Annotated in this window: 22 protein-coding genes; 9 read left to right on the top strand and 13 right to left on the bottom strand. The window is 62.6% G+C overall.

Features of this window, described 5'->3' with window-relative positions:
* Positions 1 to 78: 78 nt before the first annotated feature.
* From acnD to QQL85_RS07665, 4 genes are all read right to left on the bottom strand, one after another.
* Positions 79 to 2,667, bottom strand: coding sequence for a Fe/S-dependent 2-methylisocitrate dehydratase AcnD (acnD, locus tag QQL85_RS07680; protein ID WP_284355877.1), 2,589 nt, complete (start codon positions 2,665 to 2,667; stop codon positions 79 to 81).
* 193 nt (positions 2,668 to 2,860) lie between these two features.
* On the bottom strand, positions 2,861 to 3,988 hold the full coding sequence (prpC, locus tag QQL85_RS07675) for a bifunctional 2-methylcitrate synthase/citrate synthase (RefSeq protein ID WP_284355876.1): 1,128 nt from the start codon (positions 3,986 to 3,988) through the stop codon (positions 2,861 to 2,863).
* Between the two features lie 174 nt (positions 3,989 to 4,162).
* Positions 4,163 to 5,053, bottom strand: coding sequence for a methylisocitrate lyase (gene prpB / locus QQL85_RS07670; protein WP_284355875.1), 891 nt, complete (start codon positions 5,051 to 5,053; stop codon positions 4,163 to 4,165).
* The gene (locus QQL85_RS07665) at positions 5,050 to 5,766 is read right to left on the bottom strand and encodes a GntR family transcriptional regulator (protein WP_284355874.1); all 717 of its coding nucleotides are present in this window, start codon (positions 5,764 to 5,766) and stop codon (positions 5,050 to 5,052) included. Before QQL85_RS07665 ends, prpB begins: the two co-directional genes overlap by 4 nt.
* Positions 5,767 to 6,071: 305 nt before the next feature.
* Here QQL85_RS07665 and QQL85_RS07660 point away from each other — a divergent pair, with 305 nt between their 5' ends.
* The 5 genes from QQL85_RS07660 (at position 6,072) to QQL85_RS07640 (ending at position 11,411) form a co-directional block, all read left to right on the top strand.
* Positions 6,072 to 6,608 carry an ATP-dependent zinc protease family protein gene (locus QQL85_RS07660; protein ID WP_016485910.1) on the top strand — a complete coding sequence of 179 codons (537 nt, stop codon included), beginning with the start codon at positions 6,072 to 6,074 and terminating at the stop codon, positions 6,606 to 6,608.
* 5 nt (positions 6,609 to 6,613) lie between these two features.
* Positions 6,614 to 8,149: an inactive transglutaminase family protein gene (locus QQL85_RS07655; protein ID WP_284355873.1), complete on the top strand. Its 1,536-nt coding sequence runs from the start codon at positions 6,614 to 6,616 to the stop codon at positions 8,147 to 8,149.
* Positions 8,149 to 9,129: an alpha-L-glutamate ligase-like protein gene (locus QQL85_RS07650; RefSeq protein WP_016714746.1), complete on the top strand. Its 981-nt coding sequence runs from the start codon at positions 8,149 to 8,151 to the stop codon at positions 9,127 to 9,129. The genes QQL85_RS07655 and QQL85_RS07650 overlap by 1 nt, the downstream gene beginning before the upstream one ends.
* 124 nt (positions 9,130 to 9,253) lie before the next feature.
* Complete coding sequence (pabB, locus tag QQL85_RS07645) at positions 9,254 to 10,597, top strand: aminodeoxychorismate synthase component I (RefSeq protein WP_284355872.1); 1,344 nt, start codon at positions 9,254 to 9,256, stop codon at positions 10,595 to 10,597.
* Between the two features lie 79 nt (positions 10,598 to 10,676).
* Positions 10,677 to 11,411, top strand: a complete 735-nt coding sequence (locus QQL85_RS07640) for a phosphoadenylyl-sulfate reductase (protein ID WP_110741530.1) — start codon at positions 10,677 to 10,679, stop codon at positions 11,409 to 11,411.
* A gap of 38 nt (positions 11,412 to 11,449) precedes the next feature.
* On the opposite strand, the gene cysB is transcribed toward QQL85_RS07640, so the two are convergent.
* The 3 genes from cysB to QQL85_RS07625 form a co-directional block, all read right to left on the bottom strand.
* The gene (gene cysB, locus QQL85_RS07635) at positions 11,450 to 12,424 is read right to left on the bottom strand and encodes an HTH-type transcriptional regulator CysB (protein WP_010953293.1); all 975 of its coding nucleotides are present in this window, start codon (positions 12,422 to 12,424) and stop codon (positions 11,450 to 11,452) included.
* Between the two features lie 128 nt (positions 12,425 to 12,552).
* Positions 12,553 to 13,050: a universal stress protein gene (locus QQL85_RS07630; RefSeq protein ID WP_284355871.1), complete on the bottom strand. Its 498-nt coding sequence runs from the start codon at positions 13,048 to 13,050 to the stop codon at positions 12,553 to 12,555.
* Positions 13,051 to 13,174: 124 nt separating this feature from the next.
* Positions 13,175 to 14,122 (bottom strand): putative 2-dehydropantoate 2-reductase, encoded by a 948-nt coding sequence (locus QQL85_RS07625; protein WP_284355870.1) that lies wholly within the window; start codon positions 14,120 to 14,122, stop codon positions 13,175 to 13,177.
* Positions 14,123 to 14,354: 232 nt separating this feature from the next.
* On the opposite strand from QQL85_RS07625, the gene QQL85_RS07620 reads away from it, so the two are divergent.
* Positions 14,355 to 15,431 carry a 3-deoxy-7-phosphoheptulonate synthase gene (locus tag QQL85_RS07620; protein WP_284355869.1) on the top strand — a complete coding sequence of 359 codons (1,077 nt, stop codon included), beginning with the start codon at positions 14,355 to 14,357 and terminating at the stop codon, positions 15,429 to 15,431.
* Between the two features lie 64 nt (positions 15,432 to 15,495).
* On the opposite strand, the gene QQL85_RS07615 is transcribed toward QQL85_RS07620, so the two are convergent.
* Positions 15,496 to 15,777, bottom strand: coding sequence for a GNAT family N-acetyltransferase (locus tag QQL85_RS07615; RefSeq protein WP_016714752.1), 282 nt, complete (start codon positions 15,775 to 15,777; stop codon positions 15,496 to 15,498).
* A 506-nt stretch (positions 15,778 to 16,283) separates the two neighbouring features.
* Between QQL85_RS07615 and oprI the strand changes: the two genes are divergently transcribed.
* On the top strand, positions 16,284 to 16,535 hold the full coding sequence (gene oprI / locus QQL85_RS07610) for an outer membrane lipoprotei OprI (RefSeq protein WP_003259780.1): 252 nt from the start codon (positions 16,284 to 16,286) through the stop codon (positions 16,533 to 16,535).
* Positions 16,536 to 16,667: 132 nt separating this feature from the next.
* On the opposite strand, the gene QQL85_RS07605 is transcribed toward oprI, so the two are convergent.
* The 3 genes from QQL85_RS07605 to QQL85_RS07595 form a co-directional block, all read right to left on the bottom strand.
* Positions 16,668 to 17,645, bottom strand: a complete 978-nt coding sequence (locus QQL85_RS07605; protein WP_284355868.1) for a L,D-transpeptidase family protein — start codon at positions 17,643 to 17,645, stop codon at positions 16,668 to 16,670.
* A gap of 114 nt (positions 17,646 to 17,759) precedes the next feature.
* Positions 17,760 to 18,050, bottom strand: coding sequence for a hypothetical protein (locus tag QQL85_RS07600; protein ID WP_016714754.1), 291 nt, complete (start codon positions 18,048 to 18,050; stop codon positions 17,760 to 17,762).
* A 58-nt stretch (positions 18,051 to 18,108) separates the two neighbouring features.
* Positions 18,109 to 18,714 carry an arylesterase gene (locus QQL85_RS07595; protein ID WP_284355867.1) on the bottom strand — a complete coding sequence of 202 codons (606 nt, stop codon included), beginning with the start codon at positions 18,712 to 18,714 and terminating at the stop codon, positions 18,109 to 18,111.
* A gap of 10 nt (positions 18,715 to 18,724) precedes the next feature.
* On the opposite strand from QQL85_RS07595, the gene QQL85_RS07590 reads away from it, so the two are divergent.
* Complete coding sequence (locus tag QQL85_RS07590) at positions 18,725 to 19,408, top strand: ABC transporter ATP-binding protein (RefSeq protein WP_025754398.1); 684 nt, start codon at positions 18,725 to 18,727, stop codon at positions 19,406 to 19,408.
* A complete protein-coding gene (locus tag QQL85_RS07585) occupies positions 19,408 to 21,915 on the top strand; it encodes an ABC transporter permease (protein ID WP_284355866.1) in 2,508 nt (835 codons plus the stop codon). The genes QQL85_RS07590 and QQL85_RS07585 overlap by 1 nt, the downstream gene beginning before the upstream one ends.
* A gap of 64 nt (positions 21,916 to 21,979) precedes the next feature.
* Here QQL85_RS07585 and greB read toward each other — a convergent pair whose 3' ends face one another.
* Both greB and QQL85_RS07575 read right to left on the bottom strand, forming a co-directional pair.
* Complete coding sequence (gene greB, locus QQL85_RS07580) at positions 21,980 to 22,453, bottom strand: transcription elongation factor GreB (protein ID WP_284355865.1); 474 nt, start codon at positions 22,451 to 22,453, stop codon at positions 21,980 to 21,982.
* An 11-nt stretch (positions 22,454 to 22,464) separates the two neighbouring features.
* The gene (locus QQL85_RS07575) at positions 22,465 to 22,773 is read right to left on the bottom strand and encodes a hypothetical protein (protein WP_284355864.1); all 309 of its coding nucleotides are present in this window, start codon (positions 22,771 to 22,773) and stop codon (positions 22,465 to 22,467) included.
* Positions 22,774 to 22,876: the final 103 nt, after the last annotated feature.

Below are 22,876 nucleotides of genomic sequence, written 5' to 3'. Positions count from 1 at the left end.
CCGATCAGGCAACAGTGTTGTACCTGCTATCGCATTCGCGGCTAAAGCCGCTCCTACAAGAGACCGCGCTGCTCTTGGTTAGGCGGTCGCTTCGAGGAAGTCCTGGGCAAAGCGCTGCAGCACGCCACCCGCCTCGTAGATCGACACTTCCTCGGCGGTATCCAGGCGGCAAGTCACCGGCACTTCCAGGCGCTCGCCATTGCTGCGGGTAACCACCAGGGTCAATGTCGCCCTTGGCGTGCGCGCACCCAGCACGTCATACGTCTCGCTACCGTCCAGGCCCAGGGTCTTGCGGTCGGTGCCCGGCTTGAATTCCAGCGGCAGTACACCCATGCCCACCAGGTTGGTACGGTGAATGCGCTCGAAGCCTTCAGCGACGATCGCCTCGACACCCGCCAGGCGCACGCCCTTGGCCGCCCAATCACGCGACGAACCCTGGCCGTAGTCGGCACCGGCAACGATGATCAGCGGCTGCTTGCGCTGCATGTAGGTCTCGATGGCCTCCCACATGCGGGTAACCTTGCCTTCTGGCTCGATTCGCGCCAGCGAACCCTGCTTCACGCTGCCGTCTTCCTTGCGCACCATTTCGTTGAACAACTTGGGGTTGGCGAAGGTGGCGCGCTGGGCGGTCAGGTGGTCGCCACGGTGAGTGGCGTAGGAGTTGAAGTCCTCTTCCGGCAAGCCCATTTTAGCCAGGTACTCACCGGCGGCGCTGTCGAGCATGATGGCGTTGGACGGCGACAGGTGGTCGGTGGTGATGTTGTCCGGCAGCACCGCCAGCGGGCGCATGCCGCGCAGGGTACGCTCACCGGCAAGGGCACCTTCCCAGTATGGCGGGCGGCGGATGTAGGTGCTCATCGGACGCCAGTCGTACAGCGGTGCTACCTTCGGCCCACGGTCTTCCTCGATGGCGAACATCGGGATGTACACCTTGCGGAACTGCTCTGGCTTGACCGCAGCACGCACCACGGCGTCGATCTCTTCATCACTTGGCCAGATGTCCTTGAGGCGAATTTCCTTGCCATCGACCACGCCCAGCACGTCCTTCTCGATGTCGAAACGGATGGTACCGGCAATGGCATAGGCCACCACCAGCGGCGGCGAAGCCAGGAAGGCCTGCTTGGCATACGGGTGGATACGCCCGTCGAAGTTGCGGTTACCCGAAAGCACAGCGGTGGCGTACAGGTCGCGGTCGATGATTTCTTGCTGGATCACAGGGTCCAGGGCACCGGACATGCCGTTGCAGGTGGTGCAGGCGAAGGCGACGATGCCAAAGCCGAGTTGCTCCAGCTCCTTCTCCAGCCCCGCCTCTTCCAGGTACAACTGCACAGCCTTCGAGCCCGGCGCCAGCGACGACTTGACCCACGGCTTGCGGGCCAGGCCCAGTCTGTTGGCATTGCGTGCAATCAGGCCTGCGGCAATCACGTTGCGCGGGTTGCTGGTGTTGGTGCAACTGGTGATGGCCGCGATGATCACCGCGCCGTCAGGCATTTGCCCCGGCACGTCTTCCCAGCTGCCGGCGATGCCTTTGGCCGCCAGGTCGCTGGTGGCAACGCGGGCGTGCGGGTTGGACGGGCCGGCCATGTTGCGCACCACGCCCGACAAGTCGAAGTTCAGGGTGCGCTCATAGACGGCAGCACCCAGGCTGTCGGCCCACAGGCCGGCGGCCTTGGCGTAGGTTTCCACCAGCTTGACCTGTTGTTCTTCGCGGCCGGTCAAGCGCAGGTAGTCGATGGTCTGCTGGTCGATGGCGAACATCGCTGCGGTGGCGCCGTATTCCGGGGCCATGTTGGAAATGGTGGCGCGATCGCCCAGGGTCAGGGCGCGGGCACCCTCGCCGTGGAACTCCAGGTACGCGCCAACGACTTTCTGCTTGCGCAGGAACTCGGTCAGGGCCAGCACCAGGTCAGTAGCGGTAATGTTCGGTGCCAGCTTACCGGTCAACTCGACGCCGACGATTTCCGGCAGGCGCATCCACGAGGCACGGCCGAGCATCACGTTTTCAGCCTCAAGGCCACCGACGCCGATGGCGATCACGCCCAGGGCGTCGACATGCGGGGTGTGGCTGTCGGTGCCGACGCAAGTGTCCGGGTAGGCTACGCCGCGATCGCTGTGGATGACAGGCGACATCTTCTCCAGGTTGATCTGATGCATGATGCCGTTGCCCGGCTGGATCACATCGACGTTCTTGAACGCCTTCTTGGTCCAGTTGATGAAGTGGAAGCGGTCTTCGTTGCGGCGGTCTTCAATGGCGCGGTTCTTTTCGAACGCCTGTGGGTCGAAGCCACCACACTCGACGGCCAGCGAGTGGTCGACGATCAGTTGCACCGGCACCACCGGGTTGACCGCGGCCGGGTCACCGCCTTTGTCGGCAATGGCGTCACGCAGGCCGGCCAGGTCGACCAGCGCTGTCTGGCCGAGGATGTCGTGGCACACCACGCGGGCCGGGAACCATGGGAAGTCGAGGTCGCGCTTGCGCTCGATCAACTGGCTCAGCGAGGCATCGAGGGTGGCCGGGTCGCAGCGGCGCACCAGGTTTTCGGCGAGCACGCGGGAGGTGTAGGGCAGGCCGTCGTAGGCGCCGGGCATGATCGCCTCGACCGCGGCACGGGCATCGAAGTAGTCCAGGTCGGTGCCTGGCAGGTGCTTGCGGAATGCAGTGTTCATAGGGTTATCGGGCTCGGTCACGGTACGGTCGTGGAAAACTTTCTAATTACTGTCCTGTGCTGGCCGCTCCGGCCTCATCGCCGGCAAGCCAGCTCCCACAGGTACAGCACTGGCCTCATGGGCGGTGCAACACCTGTGGGAGCTGGCTTGCCGGCGATGAGGCCGGAACAGGCCACCCCACAGGTTCGACTTATCAGCGCTGCTCGATCGGTACGAACTGGCGCTGCTCGACGCCGACATACTCGGCGCTCGGGCGGATGATGCGGTTGTTGGCACGCTGTTCGAAGACGTGCGCCGCCCAGCCGGTCAGGCGCGAGCAGACGAAGATCGGGGTGAACAGCTTGGTCGGAATGCCCATGAAGTGGTACGCCGAGGCATGGTAGAAATCGGCGTTGGGGAACAGGCGTTTCTGCTCCCACATGGTCTTGTCGATGGCTTCGGACACCGGGTACAGCACCTTGTCGCCCACTTCGTCGGCCAACTGCTTCGACCAGCCCTTGATCACCTCGTTGCGCGGGTCGGACTCTTTGTAGATCGCGTGGCCAAAGCCCATGATCTTGTCCTTGCGCTCCAGCATGCGCAGCAGCTCGGCGGTGGCGTCCTGCGGGCTCTGGAAACGCTCGATCAGCTCCATGGCCGCCTCGTTGGCACCGCCGTGCAGTGGGCCGCGCAGCGAGCCGATGGCAGCGGTGACGCAGGAGTACAGGTCGGACAGGGTCGAGGCACAGACGCGAGCAGTGAAGGTCGAGGCGTTGAACTCGTGCTCGGCGTAGAGGATCAGCGACACGTTCATCACCTTGACGTGCAGCGCGCTCGGCTTCTTGCCGTGCAGCAGGTGCAGGAAGTGGCCACCGAGGGTGTCTTCGTCGCTGGTGCAATCGATGCGCACGCCATGGTGCGTGAAGCGGTACCAGTAGCACATCACGGTCGGGAACAGTGCCAGCAAGCGGTCAGTCTTGTCGCGCTGGGCCTCGAAGGTGAGCTCGGGCTCCAGGGTGCCCAGCACGGAGCAACCCGTGCGCATCACGTCCATCGGGTGGGCGTCACGCGGGATGCGCTCCAGCACTTCCTTCAGTGCTTGCGGCAGGTCACGCAGGCCCTTGAGCTTGCGCTTGTAATCCGCCAGTTCGGCCTGGGTTGGCAGCTCGCCGTACAGCAGCAGGTAAGCGACTTCTTCGAACTCGGCACCGGCTGCCAGGTCACGCACGTCATAACCACGGTAGGTCAGCCCGGCACCGGCCTGGCCCACGGTCGACAGTGCGGTCTGGCCGGCCACCTGACCACGCAGGCCTGCGCCACTGAGTACTTTCGCTTCGGCCATGGTGTTTCTCCTTTCTTGAATTTGTTATGGATATCTTGCTGGCTAATTCGGTTCGTCTGTGGCGGCCTCTTCGCGGGTGAACCCGCTCCCACAGGTACAGCACAGCTTTTGAAACTTGTGTTTTACCTGTGGGAGCGGGTTTACCCGCGAAGAGGCCGGCACAGGCAGCATCACTTACCCTTTTTTCTGGGCAAACAGCGCATCGAGGCTCTGCTCGAAGGCGTGGTAACCAATGGCATCGTAGAGCTCCATGCGGGTCTGCATGGTGTCGATCACGTTCTTCTGGGTGCCATCACGGCGCAGCGCGGTGTAGACGTTCTCGGCCGCCTTGTTCATGGCACGGAAGGCCGACAGCGGGTACAGCACCAGCGACACGTCGACCGAGGCCAGCTCTTCGGTGGTGTACAGCGGCGTGGCGCCGAATTCGGTGATGTTGGCCAGAATCGGTGCCTTCACCCGATCAGCGAACGTCTTGTACATCTGCAGTTCGGTGATGGCTTCCGGGAAGATCATGTCGGCCCCCGCCTCGATGCAGGCCTCGGCGCGGTCAAGGGCAGCGTTCAGGCCTTCGACGGCCAGGGCGTCGGTACGCGCCATGATCACGAAGCTGTCGTCGCTACGCGCATCGACGGCGGCCTTGATGCGGTCGACCATTTCCTGCTGGCTGACGATTTCCTTGTTCGGGCGGTGGCCGCAACGCTTGGCGCCGACCTGGTCCTCGATATGGATGGCGGCAGCACCGAACTTGCTCATTGAGCGCACGGTGCGGGCGACGTTGAAGGCCGAGGCGCCGAAGCCGGTGTCGACATCCACCAGCAGCGGCAGGTCGCAGACATCGGTAATGCGGCGCACGTCGGTGAGCACGTCATCCAGGCCGGTGATGCCCAGGTCCGGCAGGCCCAGGGAGCCGGCGGCCACGCCGCCACCAGACAGGTAGATGGCCTTGAAGCCGGCGCGCTTGGCCAACAGGGCATGGTTGGCGTTGATGGCGCCAACCACCTGCAGTGGATGTTCGGCGGCAACGGCGTCGCGGAATCGCTGACCGGGGGTGCTCTTCACAGTCATTTCTCACCTCGTGGGCTGTTGTTGTGGGCGTCCAGATAGTGACGCTCGATATTGCGCTTGGACGCGCCGATGTGACGGCGCATCAGGAGTTCGGCCAGCTCGCCGTCACGGTCGGCGATGGCATCGAGAATGCGGTGGTGCTCGGCAAAGGCCTGGCGTGGTCGATTGGGTGTGGCAGAAAACTGGATGCGGTACATGCGCACAAGCTGGTACAGCTCGCCGCACAGCATCTTGACCAGGGTCTGGTTGCCACTACCCTGGATAATGCGGTAATGGAAGTCGTAGTCGCCTTCCTGCTGGTAGTAACCCAGGCCGGCCTGGAATGCGGCATCGCGCTCGTGGGTGTCGAGCACCCGGCGCAGCTCGTCGATGTCGGCTTGGCTCATGCGTTCGGCAGCCAGACGGCAGGCCATGCCTTCCAGCGACTCGCGAATTTCGTACAGCTCGATCAGCTCGGCGTGGTTCAGCGAAACCACGCGTGCCCCAACATGCGGTACGCGCACCAGCAGGCGCTGGCCTTCGAGGCGGTGAATGGCCTCGCGCAGCGGCCCGCGGCTGATGCCATAGGTGCGCGCCAGCTCCGGCTCGGAAATCTTGCTGCCGGGGGCGATTTCACCCTTGACGATGGCCGCCTGGATGCGCCGAAAGACGTTTTCGGACAAGGTTTCCGTTTCGTCTGCCTGCACCGGGCTGGGGAGGGAAAGGTCCTGCATATTGTCGACACCTTGAAAAACTCTTCGCCAGAAATTAGCGAACAGAGACCTTCAAGTCAAAGACAAAATGAATATTGTCGACAATCGTCTAAGAACGAACTAACTCAGGCCCCGCGCTGTCAGATCGCGCACCGCTGGCGTCAAGACGTCGGCGTGATAGAATGCCGCGCCTCCGATGGGGTATGGATAGCCTGTCTGTCATCCATTCATGCTTGTTGACAGAAGAACGAGGAAGCTTGCGCAGTCGTTGCCAGTCGCCTTGCCCTGAACATAGCCCGAACCTTGCACTGCACCGCGCCAGGAATATGAGACTTACACCCGTTTTATTGCTGCTATGCCTCACCCTGCTGCCGGCCCTTGGCCAGGCGGCGGGCAAGACCGTGTACGGTCTCAACGAATACGCCCGCCTGGGCGATCTGGACCTGGAAGTGGCCGCCAAGCTCGACACCGGTGCCAAGACCGCATCGCTCAGCGCCCGCGACATCAAGCGCTTCAAGCGCAACGGCGAAAGCTGGGTGCGCTTCTACCTGGCCATCGATGCGGCGCACTCGCACCCGATCGAACGCCCACTGGCACGCGTGAGCAAGATCAAGCGCCGGGCCGGCGACTATGATGCCGAATCGGGCAAGGCCTATACCGCCCGCCCGGTCATCGAACTCGAAATCTGCATGGGCCAGGCCATGCGCACCATCGAAGTCAACCTCACCGACCGCAGCGCGTTCCAGTTCCCGCTGCTGATCGGCTCCGAGGCGCTCAAGCACTTCGACGCGCTGGTCGACCCAAGCCTTAAATATGCGGCCGGCAAACCTGCCTGTGCCACCGACGCTCCCAAAGCAGAGTAATCCCGATGCGCTCTCTTACCCTCCATCTGAAAGTCCTGATCACCGTGCTGGTGCTACTGGGCGTGGCGGTCACGGCTTATCAGATCTTCTTCCTCGGTATCCCGGTGACCGAGGATGAAACCGACGACCTGTGGAACATCGACGCCAAGGTCGAGTTCGTGGCCAGCACCAAGGACCCGGTCAAGGTGCAGATGTTCGTGCCACCGCTGAACCGCGACTACGTCAGCCTCAACGAGAGCTTCATCTCCAACAACTACGGGGTCAGCGTCAACCGCGCCGACGGCAATCGCAAGGTTACCTGGTCGGCCCGCCGCGCCAGCGGCAACCAGACCCTGTACTACCGCCTGGTGCTGACCAAGCGCTACAGCAACGAGAAGACCACGGTCAAAGGCCCAACCTTCCGTGACAGCCTGGCGATCGAAGGCCCCGAGAAGATTGCCGCCGAAGCCCTGATGGCGCCGATTCGCCAGCACTCCGCCGACGTCGAGACCTTCGTCAGCGAAACCATCAAGCGGGTCAACAACCTCAACGACGACAACGTCAAGCTGCTGCTGGCCGGCGACACCTCGCCCATGAAAAAGGCCCAGATCATCGACCTGCTGCTGTCGATTGCCCATGTGCCGATGGAGAAGGTGCACACCATCCGCCTGGTGGCCGATACCCCGCAAACCCCCGAGCTGTGGCTGCGCAGCTTCAACGGTAACGACTGGCTGTACTTCAACCCGGACACCGGCGAGCAGGGCCTGCCCAGCGACCGCCTGCTGTGGTGGACCGGTGACGACAACCTGATCACCGTCGATGGCGGCAAGAAAGCCAACGTCACCTTCAGCATGAACAACAGCGAGATGAACGCCATCCGCCTGGCCAAGCTGACCGACGAGAACACCGACGCCGACTTCCTCGAATACTCGCTGTACGGCTTGCCGCTGCAGACCCAGCAAACCTTCATGATCATGGTGATGATCCCGATCGGCGTGCTGGTGATCCTGGTATTGCGCAACCTGATCGGCCTGCAGACCTTGGGTACCTTCACCCCGGTGCTGATCGCCCTGGCCTTCCGCGAGACCCAACTGGGCTTCGGTATCGTGCTGTTCACGGTCATCACGGCGCTGGGCCTGTCGCTACGCTCGTACCTGGAACACCTCAAGCTGCAGATGCTGCCGCGCCTGTCGGTGGTGCTGACCTTCGTCGTGGTGCTGATCGCCGCTATCAGCCTGTTCAGCCACAAGCTTGGCCTTGAGCGCGGGCTGTCGGTGGCACTGTTCCCGATGGTGATCCTGACCATGACCATCGAACGCCTGTCGATCACCTGGGAGGAGCGTGGCGGTGGCCATGCCATGAAAGTGGCCATCGGCACCTTGTTTGCCGCCTCCGTGGCACACCTGCTGATGATGGTGCCGGAGCTGGTCTACTTCGTGTTCACCTTCCCGGCCGTCCTGTTGATCCTGGTGGGCTTCATGCTGGCGATGGGCCGCTACCGCGGTTACCGCCTGACCGAGCTCGTGCGCTTCAAGGCATTCCTGAAGAAGGCTGACGCCTGATGTTTGGCCTGATCAAGACGTGGAAAGCCCTGGAGGCCCGGGGCATCATGGGTATCAACCGGCGCAACGCGGACTATGTGTTGAAGTACAACAAGCGCCACCTGTACCCGATCGTCGACGACAAGATCATCACCAAGGAGCGCGCCCTGGCGGCCGGCATCCATGTGCCGGAAATGTACGGCATCATCGAAACCGAAAAGGAAATCGAGAAGCTCGACCAGATCATTGGCGGGCGCAGCGATTTCGTCATCAAGCCGGCGCAAGGCGCCGGCGGTGATGGCATCCTGGTGATTGCCGACCGCTTCGAGGACCGCTACCGCACGGTGTCGGGCAAGATCATCAGCCATGAAGAAATCGAGCACCAGATCTCGAGCATCCTCACCGGCCTGTACTCGCTCGGCGGCCACCGCGACCGCGCGCTGATCGAATACCGCGTCACGCCTGACCAGATCTTCAAGAGCATCAGCTACGAAGGCGTGCCGGACATCCGCATCATCGTACTGATGGGCTACCCGGTCATGGCCATGCTGCGCCTGCCGACCCGCCAGTCCGGCGGCAAGGCCAACCTGCACCAGGGCGCCATCGGGGTGGGTGTCGACCTGGCCACCGGCGTGACCCTGCGCGGCACCTGGCTGAACAACATCATCAGCAAGCACCCGGACACCACCAACGCGGTGGACGGCGTGCAACTGCCGAACTGGGACGGCTTCATGAAGCTGGCGGCCGGCTGCTATGAGCTGTGCGGCCTGGGCTACATTGGCGTGGACATGGTGCTGGACCAGGACAAAGGCCCGCTGATTCTGGAACTCAACGCCCGCCCGGGCCTGAACATCCAGATTGCCAACGACTGCGGCCTGACCCAGCGCACCCATGCCATCGAAGCGCACATCGAAGCACTGGCGAAGGACGGCATTACCGAAGATGCCGAACAGCGCGTTCGTGTAGCGCAGGGGTTGTTCGGGCATGTGCCTAACCGCTGAATTGCAGGGGCCGCATAGCGGCCCCTGCATAAAACACACTGTTGAATGTCGCGCCCAGTGCTAGGCGCTTTTCCTACACAGGTCTACAATCGCCCTCCTCGCTTTTACATCGCCGTCCACACTGATGCCGACCTGTACGCTGCACCCCCTGCCCTACCAGCCCGACCCTGCTGCCTACTTCGCCCGCCTACGCCAGGCTCCCGGCGCGATCCTGCTCGACAGCGCCCGCCCCGGTGCCGAACGGGGTCGCTTCGACCTGCTCAGCGCTTGGCCGCTGCAACAGCTGCAGGCGCAGCCCGATGAAGATGGCCGCACCTTTCTCCAGCGCCTGCGCGCCGGCCTGGCACAACTGGGCCACGCCGACTTGCCCAACAGCGTTGAGCTGCCCTTCGCCGGCGGCCTGATCGGCTACCTGAGCTACGACTTCGGCCGCCGCCTGGAACACCTGCCCAGCCTGGCCGTAGACGACCTCGGCCTGCCCGACGCACAACTGGGCCTGTATGCCTGGGCACTGGTCAGCGATCACCTGCACGGCACCAGCCAGCTGGTATTTCACCCCAGCCTGGCAGGCCGCGAACGCGATCGCCTGATTGCGCTGTTCGAAGGCAGCTGCAACGCTACAAGCGGCGAATTCCAGCTGCTCGCGCCGATGACGGGTGACCTGCAGCCCGAACAGTACCGAGCCGCCTTCGACCAGGTGCAGCGCTACATTCAGGCCGGTGACTGCTACCAGATCAACCTCACCCAACGCTTTCGCGCGCCCTGCCAGGGTGACCCGTGGCGGGCCTACCAAGCCCTGCGCCAGGCCTGCCCTACGCCGTTTTCCGGCTTTCAACAACTGGCCGACGGCAGCGCCTTGCTAAGCTTTTCGCCCGAGCGTTTCATCCACGTCAGCCAGGGCCGGGTGGAAACCCGGCCAATCAAAGGCACCCGTCCACGCGCCAGCGACCCGGTTGAAGACAAGCGCAATGCCGAAGAGCTGCTACGCAGCCCCAAGGACCGCTCGGAGAACCTGATGATCGTCGACCTGCTGCGCAACGACCTGGGGCGCACCTGCGAGATCGGCTCGGTGAAGGTACCGGAGCTGTTCATCCTGGAAAGCTACCCCAACGTCCACCACCTGGTCAGCAGCATCACCGGCCAACTGGCCAGCGACAAGGACGCCCTGGACCTGATCGGCGACAGCTTCCCCGGCGGCTCGATCACTGGCGCGCCGAAAATCCGCGCCATGCAGATCATCGACGAGCTGGAACCAGCGCGCCGGGCGCTGTACTGCGGCTCGCTGCTGTATGTGGACGTGCGCGGCGAGATGGACAGCTCGATTGCCATTCGCAGCCTGCTGGTCAAGGACGGCCAGGTCAGCTGCTGGGGCGGCGGCGCCGTGGTGGCCGACTCCGAATGGCAGGCTGAATATGAAGAGTCGATCGCCAAAGTGCGGGTACTGATGCAGACCTTGCAGGGCTTGTGAGTCCGTCTAGCCCGCGTTTTTTTGTTACCATCACCTTACTACGAGCGCACAGCGCCACAGCCAAGATGGAAACCGCCTGATGAGCCAACCCTTCGACGTCGCCGCCCTGGCCGCGACCTATGCCAACAAGTCCCCACAGGACATTCTCAAGCTCGCCTTCGAGCACTTTGGTGATGACTTGTGGATCTCCTTCAGCGGCGCCGAGGACGTGGTGCTGGTCGACATGGCCTGGAAGCTGAACAAGCAGGTCAAGGTGTTCAGCCTCGACACCGGTCGACTGCACCCGGAGACCTACCGGTTCATCGATCAGGTGCGCGAGCAGTACAACCTGCCGATTGAAATCCTCAGCCCCGACCGCGACAAGCTCGACCCGTTCGTCAAGGAAAAGGGTCTGTTCAGCTTTTACAAGGACGGCCACGGCGAGTGCTGCGGCATCCGCAAGATCGAGCCGCTGCGCCGCAAGCTGGCTACCGTGAGCGCCTGGGCCACCGGCCAGCGCCGTGACCAGAGCCCGGGCACCCGCAGCCAGGTGGCAGCACTGGAAATCGATAGCGCCTTCTCCACGCCAGAGCGCACGCTGTACAAGTTCAACCCGCTGGCGCAGATGAGCAGCGAGGAAGTGTGGGGCTATATCCGCATGCTTGAGCTGCCGTACAACAGCCTGCATGAGCGCGGCTTCATCAGCATTGGCTGCGAGCCTTGCACCCGACCGGTGCTGCCGAACCAGCATGAGCGCGAAGGGCGCTGGTGGTGGGAAGAGTCGACGCAGAAGGAATGCGGGCTGCACGCGGGCAACCTGATCAGCAAGGCTTGAGATAGCCGGGGCTGCTTTGCAGCCCCAGCATTTCCGGATCAGTGCACTGGCAGTTCGACGCCTTCGAACAGCTCTTCCAGCTCCTGCTTGTTATGGCACTGAATGGCCTTGGCCATCACTTCACGCGTCAGGTGCGGGGCGAACTTCTCGATGAAGTCGCACATGAAGCCACGCAGGAAAGTGCCACGGCGGAAGCCGATCTTGGTGATGCTGGCTTCGAACAGCTCACTGGCATCCAGGGCCACCAGGTCACTGTCGAGCTTGGCGTCCACAGCCATGCCCGCGACGATCCCCACGCCCAGCCCCAGGCGTACATAAGTCTTGATTACGTCGGCGTCTGCCGCGGTGAACACCACTTTCGGCGTAAGGCCGCGGTGATTGAAGGCTTCGTCCAGCTTCGAGCGCCCAGTGAAGCCGAACACATAGGTGACGATCGGGTATTCGGCAACCGCTTCCAAGGTCAGCTTTGGCAATTTGGCCAGCGGGTGGCCTTGTGGCACCACCACGCAACGGTTCCACTTGTAGCACGGCATCATGATCAAGTCGCCGAACAGCTCCAGCGCCTCGGTGGCGATGGCGAAGTCGACCGTACCGTCTGCTGCCATCTCGGCAATCTGCATGGGCGAACCCTGGTGCATGTGCAGGGACACTTCCGGGTACTGCTTGATAAAGCTGCTGATCACCGGCGGCAAGGCATAGCGCGCCTGGGTGTGGGTGGTGGCGATGGACAGCGTGCCCTTCTTCTCGTTGGAGAACTCTTGGGCAATCTGCTTGATGCTCTCGACCTTGCGCAGGATTTCGCCAGCGGTATTGATGATGCGCTCACCGGCCGGCGTCACGCGGGTCAGGTGCTTGCCGCTACGTGCAAATACTTCAACACCCAGTTCATCTTCGAGCAGGCGGATCTGCTTGCTGATACCTGGCTGGGAGGTATACAGGCTCTGCGCCGTCGCGGAGACGTTGAGGTCATGGTGCGCCACTTCCCAGATGTAGCGCAGTTGTTGAAGCTTCATAGGTTCCCCTCGGTTCAGCGATGAGTCCGCGGCAGCAGGCAGCGACGATATATAACTATATTAGTGGTTCTGGAAATAAATCTAGAACTATTTTGTTACATGCCCCCGGAAATAGCCTACAGCCATTTTCATGCTTTCCTACGCCCCAAGTGCTGTGACAGCGGCACCATGTACACCGGCACCGGTGACAATTGCAGCAGCCTCACCGCCGTGCGGCCCAGGGGTACATCCGCGCCAGCACCCGCGCTGTGGCTGCCGAAAATCAACAGGTCGACGCTCAGCCGTTGTGCCTGGTCGAGGATCACTTGCGCCGGGTCGCCCTGGCGTACACGCACCGCCTTGATCACTGCCAGGTCGGCCTCCTCGCCCAGCTCATCACGAAAGTTTTCCAGTACACGCTGTTCGATGTTGGCCATCACCGTGCTCACCCCCTGGCTGTGCAACTGGTCGAGTGTCTGCTCATCGAGGTAACTTTGCAGGAGGGATTCGGCGAACTGGCCCATCGGTTCCACCGCATGAATCACATACAACTCGGCATTGAAAGTCCGCGCCAGGGCCAGCGCGTGTTGCATCACGAAAGGTGCGTAGACACCGAGGTCGGTGGCGTACAGCATGGAGCGGATCATTCGACCTCCTCGACTGCCGCAACGGCAGAGCAAGCTTCAGCTTAGCAGCGCGCCGGATGCACGCTTTGCCGTCCGGCGCGCTGCTGGCGTGGGCTGAAGCACCCAGCCGAGGCCAATGCTGCCCTCAGCAAGGCCGGTCATTGCTGTCGAGGAAACTCAGCGCCTGGTAGAGCATTTCCATGCGCGGCAAGCAGCAGCCTGCCGCGCGCGCACGCGCCAGCGGCTCGGCATAAATCGCCTGCAGCTCCAGCGGGCGCATCAGGGCATAGTCGTGATACATGCTTGGCCAATAGTCGGGCATGCGCTCGGTCATCTGGAACAGATGCTCGGCATAGCCCTCAGGCAATACATGGCCGCAGGCTGCAGCGCCTTGCACCACCTCAGCCATCAAGGCCTGGATCAAGTCACGGCTGTGGCTGTGGGCCATCAGCTTGGCAGTACCTTCGCCCAACAGTACCGACAGGCCGTTGTAAGGCACGTTCCACACCAGTTTCTGCCAACGTGCCAACTCCAGGTTCGGCATGGCCTGCGAGTCGAGGCCTGCGGCCTTGAACAACCCCACCCCTTCGCTGACCAGCGCGGCACCGCCATCGCTGGCCGGTCCACTGTGATAACCCAGGTTGACAGCCCCGAGCGCCTGATGGCGGATCACACCTGGCGCATGACGGTTGACGCAGATAAAGCACAGGCCGCCCAGCAGATGCATGTCGCTACGCAAGGCCGGGCGCAATTGCTCCTCCACGCCCAGGCCGTTCTGCAGCAGTACGACCTTGGCGCCGGGTGCGGCAGCCTGCACGATCAGCGGTGCGAGCTGATCATTGCTGGTGGCCTTGGCACCGATCAGCAACCAGTCGCAAGGCGGCATGTCGGCGGTACTGGCATAGGCTTGTACCTGCATCTGCAACGCACCATGCACGTCACTGTCCAGGGACAGCCCTTGCTCACTGACGGCCTGGTACTCGCTGCGCAACAGAAAATGCACATCGAAGCCGGCCCGGGCCAGCATCAACCCATAGAAGCCGCCGATGGCGCCACTGCCGATGATACCGATGCGAGGGGTGTGCGGATGCATGCCGATCTCCGAGTATGAAGTCAGCCCTCTTTTTACACAGGTTACGCAGCGCTGGGCAGCCCATTCGCGCTCAACGCACTCGATCAGGGAAAAACCCCACAATGACTGGGCCAAGCCCATTGTCGCGCCACCTGTAACGCGCTAAGGTTCGGCTCCCCGCTGCGAATATTCTTGCTGCTGGGCCGCACGGGGATAGCTGGCGGCCGGCACCCGTGACCTGACGAGTAACACGATGGCTGATTTACCGATCGATGACTTGAACGTTGCCTCCAACGAGACCCTGATCACCCCCGATCAGCTCAAGAAGGAAATCCCCCTCAGCGCCAAGGCCCTGCAGACCGTGACTGCCGGCCGTGAAGTGGTGCGCAATATTCTCGACGGCAAGGACCATCGCCTGTTCGTCGTGGTCGGCCCTTGCTCCATCCACGACATCAAGGCCGCCCACGAATACGCCGAGCGCCTGAAGGTGCTGGCCGAAGAAGTGTCCGATACGCTGTACCTGGTCATGCGCGTGTACTTCGAAAAGCCACGCACCACCGTTGGCTGGAAAGGCCTGATCAACGACCCGTACCTGGATGACTCGTTCAAGATCCAGGACGGCCTGCACATTGGCCGTCAGCTGCTGCTGGACCTGGCCGAGATGGGCCTGCCGACCGCCACCGAAGCACTCGACCCGATTTCCCCGCAGTACCTGCAGGACCTGATCAGCTGGTCGGCCATCGGCGCCCGCACCACCGAATCGCAAACCCACCGCGAGATGGCCTCGGGCTTGTCCTCGGCGGTCGGCTTCAAGAACGGCACCGACGGCGGCCTGACCGTTGCCATCAACGCCCTGCAATCGGTGTCCAAGCCACACCGCTTCCTTGGTATCAACCAGGAAGGCGGTGTGTCGATCGTCACCACCAAGGGCAACCCGTACGGCCATGTGGTACTGCGCGGCGGCAACGGCAAGCCGAACTACGATTCGGTCAGCGTCGCCTTGTGCGAGCAGGACCTGGCCAAAGCCAAGATCAAGGCCAACATCATGGTCGATTGCAGCCACGCCAACTCCAACAAGGACCCGGCCCTGCAACCGCTGGTGATGGAGAACGTCGCCAACCAGATCCTCGAAGGCAACCAGTCGATCATCGGCCTGATGGTCGAGAGCCACCTGAACTGGGGCTGCCAGTCGATTCCGAAGAACCTGGACGAGTTGCAGTATGGCGTGTCGATCACCGACTCGTGCATCGACTGGTCCGCGACCGAAAAGACCCTGCGCAGCATGCACGCCAAGCTGAAGGATGTGCTACCGCAGCGTAAGCGCGGCTAAGCATTGCCATAACCAAAACGCCGGGCATTGCCCGGCGTTTTTGCGTCTGCTGCCTGCCGGCAGCTCAGGCCTTGCTGGAATGCCGTTGCTGGCGCTCCATGTAGCGTTCCACATATGAGCAGGACGGAATCACCGTGTAGCCCATCTGCTCGGCGTACGCCAAGGCCTGCTCGGTCAATGCAGCAGCAATCCCGCGGCCGCGCAAGGCGTTGGGTACGAAGGTGCGATAGATGTCCAGCGTCTGCTTGCCCAGATCCATGTACGTCAGATAGGCACGATGACCGTCCACGTTGGTTTCGAACTGATGACCAGCCTGGTCATGGTGGATGGTCAGCGCTTCGCTCATCACTACTCCTCGTAGGTCTTCTGGCAGACCCATACCTTAACCGATAGTGGTTTATCCGGCACAGAATCCTCTACGCCACCTGTTGCCCCTTGGACCACTGGACGATTGCAATCGTTCGGATCCTGTGACATTCACAAGATAGTAGGCGCCGCAGGCGGGATTGCTCAAGGTGGTGGCGGTTAAAAATGGCCAAAACGCTGCGAGGGCGACTTTCCCCAGCCCGCCCAACAGCCGCCGGATGTTCTAGGGCTTAAGACGTCGAACGACAGTTAAAGTCACCCTTAGTTCAACAAAAAAGTTCCTGTACTACAATCGCTTGCGAACCCTGCACGTTTTTTTCACACGCACGTCTCAAATCTTGTCAGCACGGCGTCAAGCAACATTTTTTTTGCAGTTCTTGCGCTGAGTCAGTTTACTTACTACAAGTAATGGGTACTATGTACGCCGGCCAGTTTCTCTTTCCTGAGAGATGGCTATTTAATAGAAAGTCCTTGAAGGGGAACACGATGAACAACGTTCTGAAATTCTCTGCTCTGGCTCTGGCCGCAGTTCTGGCTACCGGTTGCAGCAGCGTATCCAAAGAAACCGAAGCTCGTCTGACTGCGACTGAAGACGCAGCAGCTCGCGCTCAAGCTCGTGCTGACGAAGCCTACCGTAAGGCTGACGACGCACTGGCAGCCGCTCAGAAGGCTCAGCAGACCGCTGACGAAGCCAACGAGCGCGCTCTGCGTATGCTGGACAAAGCCAGCCGCAAGTAATAATCCTCACGGATTGTTAAGGAGCCGACCCACTTGTGGGTCGGCTTTTTTATTGCCTGCGAACAAGGCAAACGCGCCACGCAGATACGAAAAGGCCCGCACTAAGGCGGGCCCGGGTGTGTCGCAAATACCTTACTGCAGTTCAGGCGGTATGCTCGTCACCATCGGCGCATTGCCCTGGTTTTCCACCGGCACGGCGATTTCTACAGGCATGCCATCTTCGGCAGCCACCACATCACGCACCATGTCCCAGTTCATACGCAGGTTATTGGCCAGGTCTTCTCGCTTGAGCAAGGCGTTGATAACGGCGGTGTGTTTGTCGACCACCGACGGGTTACCCTGATCGTCCAGCGGCGTGTGCGCCTCCAGATAGACCTTGCCGCCACTGATACCGAACTTGTAAGGCTCGTTGATGATGCGCACCGGCGTACCTACCGGCACCATCTTCGACAGCTCCAGCACGTTGTTGTTGAGCATGCGGAAGCAACCGTGGCTGGTACGCATGCCAATGCCGAACTTCTTGTTCGACCCATGGATCAGGTAGCCTGGCACACCCAAGGTGAACTTGAACGGCCCCAGCGGGTTATCCGGACCAGCAGGTACCACGGCCGGCAGGATGTCACCGTCTGCCGCGTGCTCCTTTCGGATGGAGGCGGGCGGCGTCCAGGTCGGATTGGGGGTCTTGGCGGTGATCTTGGTGTTGGCAATCGGCGAACCCCAACCCTCACGACCAATACCCAGCGGGAAGGTATGCACCACGTTCTGCCCTTTCGGGAAGTAGTACAGGCGGTACTCGGCCAGGTTGATGACAACGCCTTCGCGCGGGCCCGGCGGCAGGATGTAGCGGGTCGGCAGGATGATCTCGGTGCCGGCACCCGGCAACCAAGGGTCGACACCCGGGTTGGCGGCAATCATTTCCAGGTAGCCGAGGTCGTTGGCGGTGCCAATATCGGCGAACGTGTCCTCGTACTTTGCCTTGATCACATGCACCTGGCCGACGATGTCTTCACCAGGCGGTGGCAGTGGCAGTTCCAGCGCAGCAGCGGGGCCCGCTACCAGCAGGGCGGCCAGGGACAGGCTACGGGTGACGGCAGGAAAGCGCGGCAACATCCGGTAAATCCTTCGAAAGATAGGTCAAGAGAAACGATTGTACACCCGCCTTGATGCAAGCGGGAGGCATTGGCGCCCACGCAAGCGTTTCAGATGATGAAAGGTGCTTGCCGTTCAGCTGGCCTGCAGCTCTGGCCAGACCGGGCGCATGCCGCGCCGCTGGGCGTCGAGAATGGCACGGCACAAGTCGCACAGGCGGCTGTCACGGTAGATGGCGCGTGGCACGGCCGACCAGCGCGGCTGCGCAGGCAGCAGGCCGCCGCACAAGGTGCGGTCTACCGGCACGCCCAGCTCAAGCTGGCGGGCCACCAGGTGAACGCGGATTTCCTGGCAGGCGAACAGGTCGAGCTGCTCATCGGGCTCGATCAGTTGGTAGGCATACAGGGACCAGGCAGGGCGCGGCATCAGGGGCACTCGAAACGGGGGGCGCAACATTAGCCGAAAGCCGGCCCCGTTTAAAGCGTCACAGCAAGGGTTTTATCGCCGGCCAGGCATTTTCCAGCAAGCGCTGCTGGGCACCTTGCGCCGGGTGGATGCCATCGGCCTGCATCAGCTCAGGCACACCCCCTACCCCTTCGAGGAAAAAAGGTACCAAAGGCACCTGCTTGTCCATCGCCAGCTGCTCATACACCTTCGCAAACGCGGTGGTGTAGCGCACACCGTAATTGGGCGGCAGACGCATGCCCAGCAGGACTACCTTGGCACCCGCCTGGCGCGAGCTTTCGATCATCGAGGCAAGATTTTGTTGCAATTGCGCAGGCGACTGCCCGCGCAGGCCATCATTGCCGCCCAGCTCCAGCACCACCAGGCTCGGCTTATGTGCTGTAAGCAGCGCCGGCAGCCGCGCCTGGCCACCTGCACTGGTGTCGCCGCTGATCGAGGCATTGATCACTTTGTCGTCGAAACCTTCGTCCTTGAGCCGGGTCTGCAAGAGAGACACCCAACCCTGACGGGTATCCAGGCCAAAACCGGCGCTGATACTATCGCCAACAACCAGCAGTGTTCCCGCCGCCGCGCTCTGGGCCAGGCAATACAGGGCCAGACCGGCACTCAACCACCACACTCGCATCGGATTCTCCATGGGCCCCAGCATTCTCGTTGCGCAGAACCTTAGCAAAGTGGTCCCCAGTGCGGAAGGTGACCTGACCATCCTCCACGCACTCTCCCTCGACCTGGCCCAGGGCGACAGCCTGGCCATCGTTGGCGCCTCGGGCTCGGGCAAGTCGACCCTGCTCGGCCTGCTCGCCGGCCTCGATCAGCCCAGTGCGGGCAAGGTCATCCTCGCCGGCCACGACCTGGCCCCCCTGGATGAAGACCAGCGCGCCCGGGTGCGCGCCGAACATGTGGGCTTCGTGTTCCAGTCGTTCCAGCTGCTCGACAGCCTCAACGCCTTGGAAAACGTGATGCTGCCACTGGAGCTGGACGGCCGCCGGGATGCCCGCGAACACGCGCGCACCTTGCTCGAGCGGGTCGGCCTCGGCAAGCGCCTGAGCCACACGCCGCGCCAACTGTCGGGCGGTGAGCAGCAACGGGTGGCCATCGCCCGCGCCTTCGCCGCACAACCGGCGGTGCTGTTTGCCGACGAGCCAACCGGCAACCTCGACAGCCACACGGGCGAGCGCATCAGCGATTTGTTGTTCGAGTTGAACAAGGAGCGTGGTACCACCCTGGTGCTGGTCACTCATGACGAACGCCTGGCCCGGCGCTGCCGCCGCCAGATCCGCCTGGACGCGGGGCGCCTGGTGGCGCCGGTGGAGGCCTGATGACCCACATGCCGCTGTCCCGCTTGTGCGGCCTGGCCCTGCGCCAGTTACTGCGCGACAGTCGCGCCAGCGAAGTGCGCGTGCTGTTTTTTGCCCTGCTGGTGGCGGTGGCTGCCAGCACCGCCATCGGCTATTTCGGCGCCCGCCTCAACGGCGCCATGCAGCTGCGCGCCAGCGAGTTCCTCGGCGCCGACCTGGTACTGCAAGGCAGCGCCCCGGCCCGCGAACAGCAGATCGATACTGGTAAGGCACTTGGCTTGCGCCACGCACAGGTGGTCGAGTTCACCAGTGTGGTGGGCGGTGACAATGGCATCCAGTTATCCAGTGTCAAGGCCACTGACGGCGCTTACCCATTACGCGGGCAGGTACGCAGCGCTCCGGTGCCGTATGCCGAAGAAACGCCCGGCGGCGGCCCGGCACCTGGTGAAGCGTGGGTCGAGCCACGCCTGCTGGCGGCGCTGGGGCTGACGATAGGCGACAGCATCGACGTGGGCATGAAAACCCTGCGCATGAGCCGCGTGCTGACCTACGAACCTGACCGCGCCAACAATTTCTACAGCCTTACCCCGCGGGTGATGATGAACCTGGCTGACCTCGAAGCCACTGGCGTCATCCAGCCGGGTAGCCGGGTGACCTACCGCGACCTGTGGCGTGGCGATACCGAGGCACTGGCCCACTACCGCCAAGCCGTGGAAAAAGACCTGGCCGCCAACCAGCGCCTGCGCGATACCCGCGATGGTAACCAGCAGATCGGCGGCGCCTTGGGCAAGGCCGAACGCTACCTGAACATGGCCAGCCTGGTCGCGGTGCTGCTGGCTGGCGTTGCCGTGGCCCTGTCGGCCAGCCGCTACGCTGCACGCCGCCTGGATGCCAGTGCCTTGCTGCGTTGCCTGGGCCTGTCGCGCCGCCAGGCACTGGGCCTGTATTGCCTGCAACTGGCCCTGCTCGGCCTGGTCGCCGCCCTGGCCGGCGCCCTGCTCGGTTGGCTGGCCCAACTGGGTTTGTTCCACCTACTGCAAGGCCTGTTGCCCAGTGTGGTACCTGCCGGTGGTATCGTTCCCGCCTTGGCGGGTATCGGTACCGGGCTGGTGGCGCTGGCCGGCTTCGCCCTGCCGCCGATTGCCGCACTGGGCCAAGTGCCGCCACTGCGCGTACTGCGCCGCGACCTGCTGCCGATACCGCCCAGCAGTTGGCTGGTGTATGGCACCGCCCTGCTTGCTTTGGGCCTGATCATGTGGCGCCTGAGCCTTGACCTACTGCTCACCTTCGCTTTGCTCGGTGGCGGCCTGGTCGCCGCGTTGCTGCTCGGCGGCCTGCTGTTGCTCGGATTACGCAGCCTGCGCCAGTTGCTGGCCGGGGCGCCGCTGACCTGGCGCCTGGGGCTGGGCCAGTTGCTGCGCCACCCCACGGCAGCCGTCGGCCAGGCCTTGGCCTTCGGCCTGATCCTGCTGGCCATGGCCCTGGTCGCCCTGCTGCGCGCAGAACTGCTCGACACCTGGCAAGCGCAGCTGCCCAAGGATGCGCCCAACCATTTCGCCCTGAACATCCTGCCGGCTGACCGCGAACCGTTTGCGCAACGCCTGCATGAGGTCAACGCCGCTTCAGCACCGCTGTACCCGGTAACGCCCGGGCGCCTGGTGCAAATCAACGAACAACCGGTACAGCAGGTCGTCAGCAAGGACTCGGCGGGTGAACGCGCCGTGCAGCGAGACCTTAGCCTGACCTGGGCCGCCGAGGTACCTGAAGGCAATCAACTTACTGCTGGCAACTGGTGGCAAGCCTTACCCGCCGACCGCGAAATCCCAGGTGTTTCGGTGGAAGCGGAGCTGGCCACCAGCCTGAAACTGCAAATGGGCGACCTGCTGACCTTCGACATCGGCGGCCAGCAGCGCCAGGCCCGGGTCAGCAGCCTGCGCAGCGTGCATTGGGACAGCTTCCAGCCCAACTTCTACATGATCTTCCAGCCCGGCACGCTGCAAGGGCTGCCGACCACCTACCTGACCAGCTTCTACCTGGCGCCGGGGCATGACCTGGATGTAGTAGCGCTGTCGCGGGCATTCCCGGCAGTGACCATCCTGCAGGTGGATGCCTTGCTCGACCAGCTACGCAGCATCCTCGCTCAGGTGACACTGGCTGTGGAGTATGTGCTGCTCTTCGTCCTGGCCGCCGGGCTTGCGGTACTGTTCGCCGGCTTGCAGGCAACGCTGGACGAGCGCATCCGCCAAGGGGCGCTGCTGCGCGCACTAGGCGCGGCGCGGCCATTGCTGGTCAAGGCCCGGCGCATCGAGTTCGGCTTGCTGGGCGCGGCCAGTGGGCTGTTAGCGGCCGTGGGTTGTGAACTGATTACCTTGGTGCTGTATCGCTATGCCTTTGATTTGCAGTGGAGCCCGCATCCTTGGCTGCTGATGTTGCCGCTTGTGGGGGCGCTGCTGGTGGGTGGCGCGGGGGTGCTGGGGACGCGGCGGGCGTTGAATGCCAGCCCTTTGGCGGTGCTGCGTGAAAGTTAAGTGTTACATGCACTGGCCTCTTCGCGGGTAAACCCGCGAAGAGGCCGGCACAGGCAACCCATAATCACTGACCATAGGTGATGCTGTTCACATACCAGGTCGCTTCACCCGTCGGCGTCTGCACCACCACCTCATCGCCCTCCTCCTTCTTCAACAAGGCACGGGCCATGGGCGAGTCGATCGAGATGTAATCGTTGCGCCCGTAAATCTCGTCGTAGCCGACAATGCGAAACTTCATGGCCTCGCCCTCGTCATTCTCGATCTCGACCCAAGCGCCAAAAAACACCTTGCCTTCCTGCTGTGGCGAATAAGCCACCACCTTCACATCTTCAAGACGCTTGCGCAGGTAACGCACCCGGCGGTCGATTTCGCGCAGCAGCTTCTTGTTGTACTGGTAGTCGGCGTTTTCGCTGCGGTCACCCAAGGATGCCGCCCAGGCCACCTTCTGGGTGATCTCCGGGCGATACACCCGCCACAGGTGGTCCAGCTCTTTCTTCAGCGCCTCATGGCCTTCCGTGGTAATGATGTTGGTGCTCAACAGCGCACTCCTTAACGGCGGGTAATCAGGCCTTGGCGCGCGATTCGGGTGAGGTGGCCAATAACCTCTGCGGCCTCGTCCGTTGCCGGGGCCTGGATGACAGCAAGGTCAAAACGGTCATTGCCGTACTGCGCGAGGTGGCAGCCGGTATCAGCGAACTGGATCAAAAATGCACGCGCCTGGCCCTTGCGCCGGGACAGGCCTTCGAGGTGACGCAAAAGGGTGGGCTGATGCTGGCCGCCGAGCAGAATGCGCGGTGTGCGGGACGCCTGGTTGGCAGGCAAAGGGCTTAAACAGACACTGGTACGTGGGCAACTCATGGAGCTTCTCTCCGCCTCGCGAATCCCGCTGGGCAGCGGTGGGAGGCGTCACCGAACCAGCGCTTTAGCGGTATTTCGGATAACCCGGAGGGGGGGCTTTCCT

It is taken from the genome of Pseudomonas putida, assembly GCF_030159595.1.
Classification (GTDB): Bacteria; Pseudomonadota; Gammaproteobacteria; order Pseudomonadales; family Pseudomonadaceae; genus Aquipseudomonas; species Aquipseudomonas putida_AC.
Note: the sequence above shows the minus strand (reverse complement) of the source record. Positions and strands in the feature narration are given on the sequence as shown.

Excerpts from the sequence above, each read along its gene's own strand:
- acnD (WP_284355877.1), bottom strand. The coding sequence starts at position 2,667 with ATGAACACTGCATTCCGCAAGCACCTGCCAGGCACCGACCTGGACTAC.
- prpC (WP_284355876.1), bottom strand. The coding sequence starts at position 3,988 with ATGGCCGAAGCGAAAGTACTCAGTGGCGCAGGCCTGCGTGGTCAGGTG.
- prpB (WP_284355875.1), bottom strand. The coding sequence starts at position 5,053 with ATGACTGTGAAGAGCACCCCCGGTCAGCGATTCCGCGACGCCGTTGCC.
- QQL85_RS07665 (WP_284355874.1), bottom strand. The coding sequence starts at position 5,766 with ATGCAGGACCTTTCCCTCCCCAGCCCGGTGCAGGCAGACGAAACGGAA.
- QQL85_RS07660 (WP_016485910.1), top strand. The coding sequence starts at position 6,072 with ATGAGACTTACACCCGTTTTATTGCTGCTATGCCTCACCCTGCTGCCG.
- QQL85_RS07655 (WP_284355873.1), top strand. The coding sequence starts at position 6,614 with ATGCGCTCTCTTACCCTCCATCTGAAAGTCCTGATCACCGTGCTGGTG.
- QQL85_RS07650 (WP_016714746.1), top strand. The coding sequence starts at position 8,149 with ATGTTTGGCCTGATCAAGACGTGGAAAGCCCTGGAGGCCCGGGGCATC.
- pabB (WP_284355872.1), top strand. The coding sequence starts at position 9,254 with ATGCCGACCTGTACGCTGCACCCCCTGCCCTACCAGCCCGACCCTGCT.
- QQL85_RS07640 (WP_110741530.1), top strand. The coding sequence starts at position 10,677 with ATGAGCCAACCCTTCGACGTCGCCGCCCTGGCCGCGACCTATGCCAAC.
- cysB (WP_010953293.1), bottom strand. The coding sequence starts at position 12,424 with ATGAAGCTTCAACAACTGCGCTACATCTGGGAAGTGGCGCACCATGAC.
- QQL85_RS07630 (WP_284355871.1), bottom strand. The coding sequence starts at position 13,050 with ATGATCCGCTCCATGCTGTACGCCACCGACCTCGGTGTCTACGCACCT.
- QQL85_RS07625 (WP_284355870.1), bottom strand. The coding sequence starts at position 14,122 with ATGCATCCGCACACCCCTCGCATCGGTATCATCGGCAGTGGCGCCATC.
- QQL85_RS07620 (WP_284355869.1), top strand. The coding sequence starts at position 14,355 with ATGGCTGATTTACCGATCGATGACTTGAACGTTGCCTCCAACGAGACC.
- QQL85_RS07615 (WP_016714752.1), bottom strand. The coding sequence starts at position 15,777 with ATGAGCGAAGCGCTGACCATCCACCATGACCAGGCTGGTCATCAGTTC.
- oprI (WP_003259780.1), top strand. The coding sequence starts at position 16,284 with ATGAACAACGTTCTGAAATTCTCTGCTCTGGCTCTGGCCGCAGTTCTG.
- QQL85_RS07605 (WP_284355868.1), bottom strand. The coding sequence starts at position 17,645 with ATGTTGCCGCGCTTTCCTGCCGTCACCCGTAGCCTGTCCCTGGCCGCC.
- QQL85_RS07600 (WP_016714754.1), bottom strand. The coding sequence starts at position 18,050 with ATGCCGCGCCCTGCCTGGTCCCTGTATGCCTACCAACTGATCGAGCCC.
- QQL85_RS07595 (WP_284355867.1), bottom strand. The coding sequence starts at position 18,714 with ATGCGAGTGTGGTGGTTGAGTGCCGGTCTGGCCCTGTATTGCCTGGCC.
- QQL85_RS07590 (WP_025754398.1), top strand. The coding sequence starts at position 18,725 with ATGGGCCCCAGCATTCTCGTTGCGCAGAACCTTAGCAAAGTGGTCCCC.
- QQL85_RS07585 (WP_284355866.1), top strand. The coding sequence starts at position 19,408 with ATGACCCACATGCCGCTGTCCCGCTTGTGCGGCCTGGCCCTGCGCCAG.
- QQL85_RS07575 (WP_284355864.1), bottom strand. The coding sequence starts at position 22,773 with ATGAGTTGCCCACGTACCAGTGTCTGTTTAAGCCCTTTGCCTGCCAAC.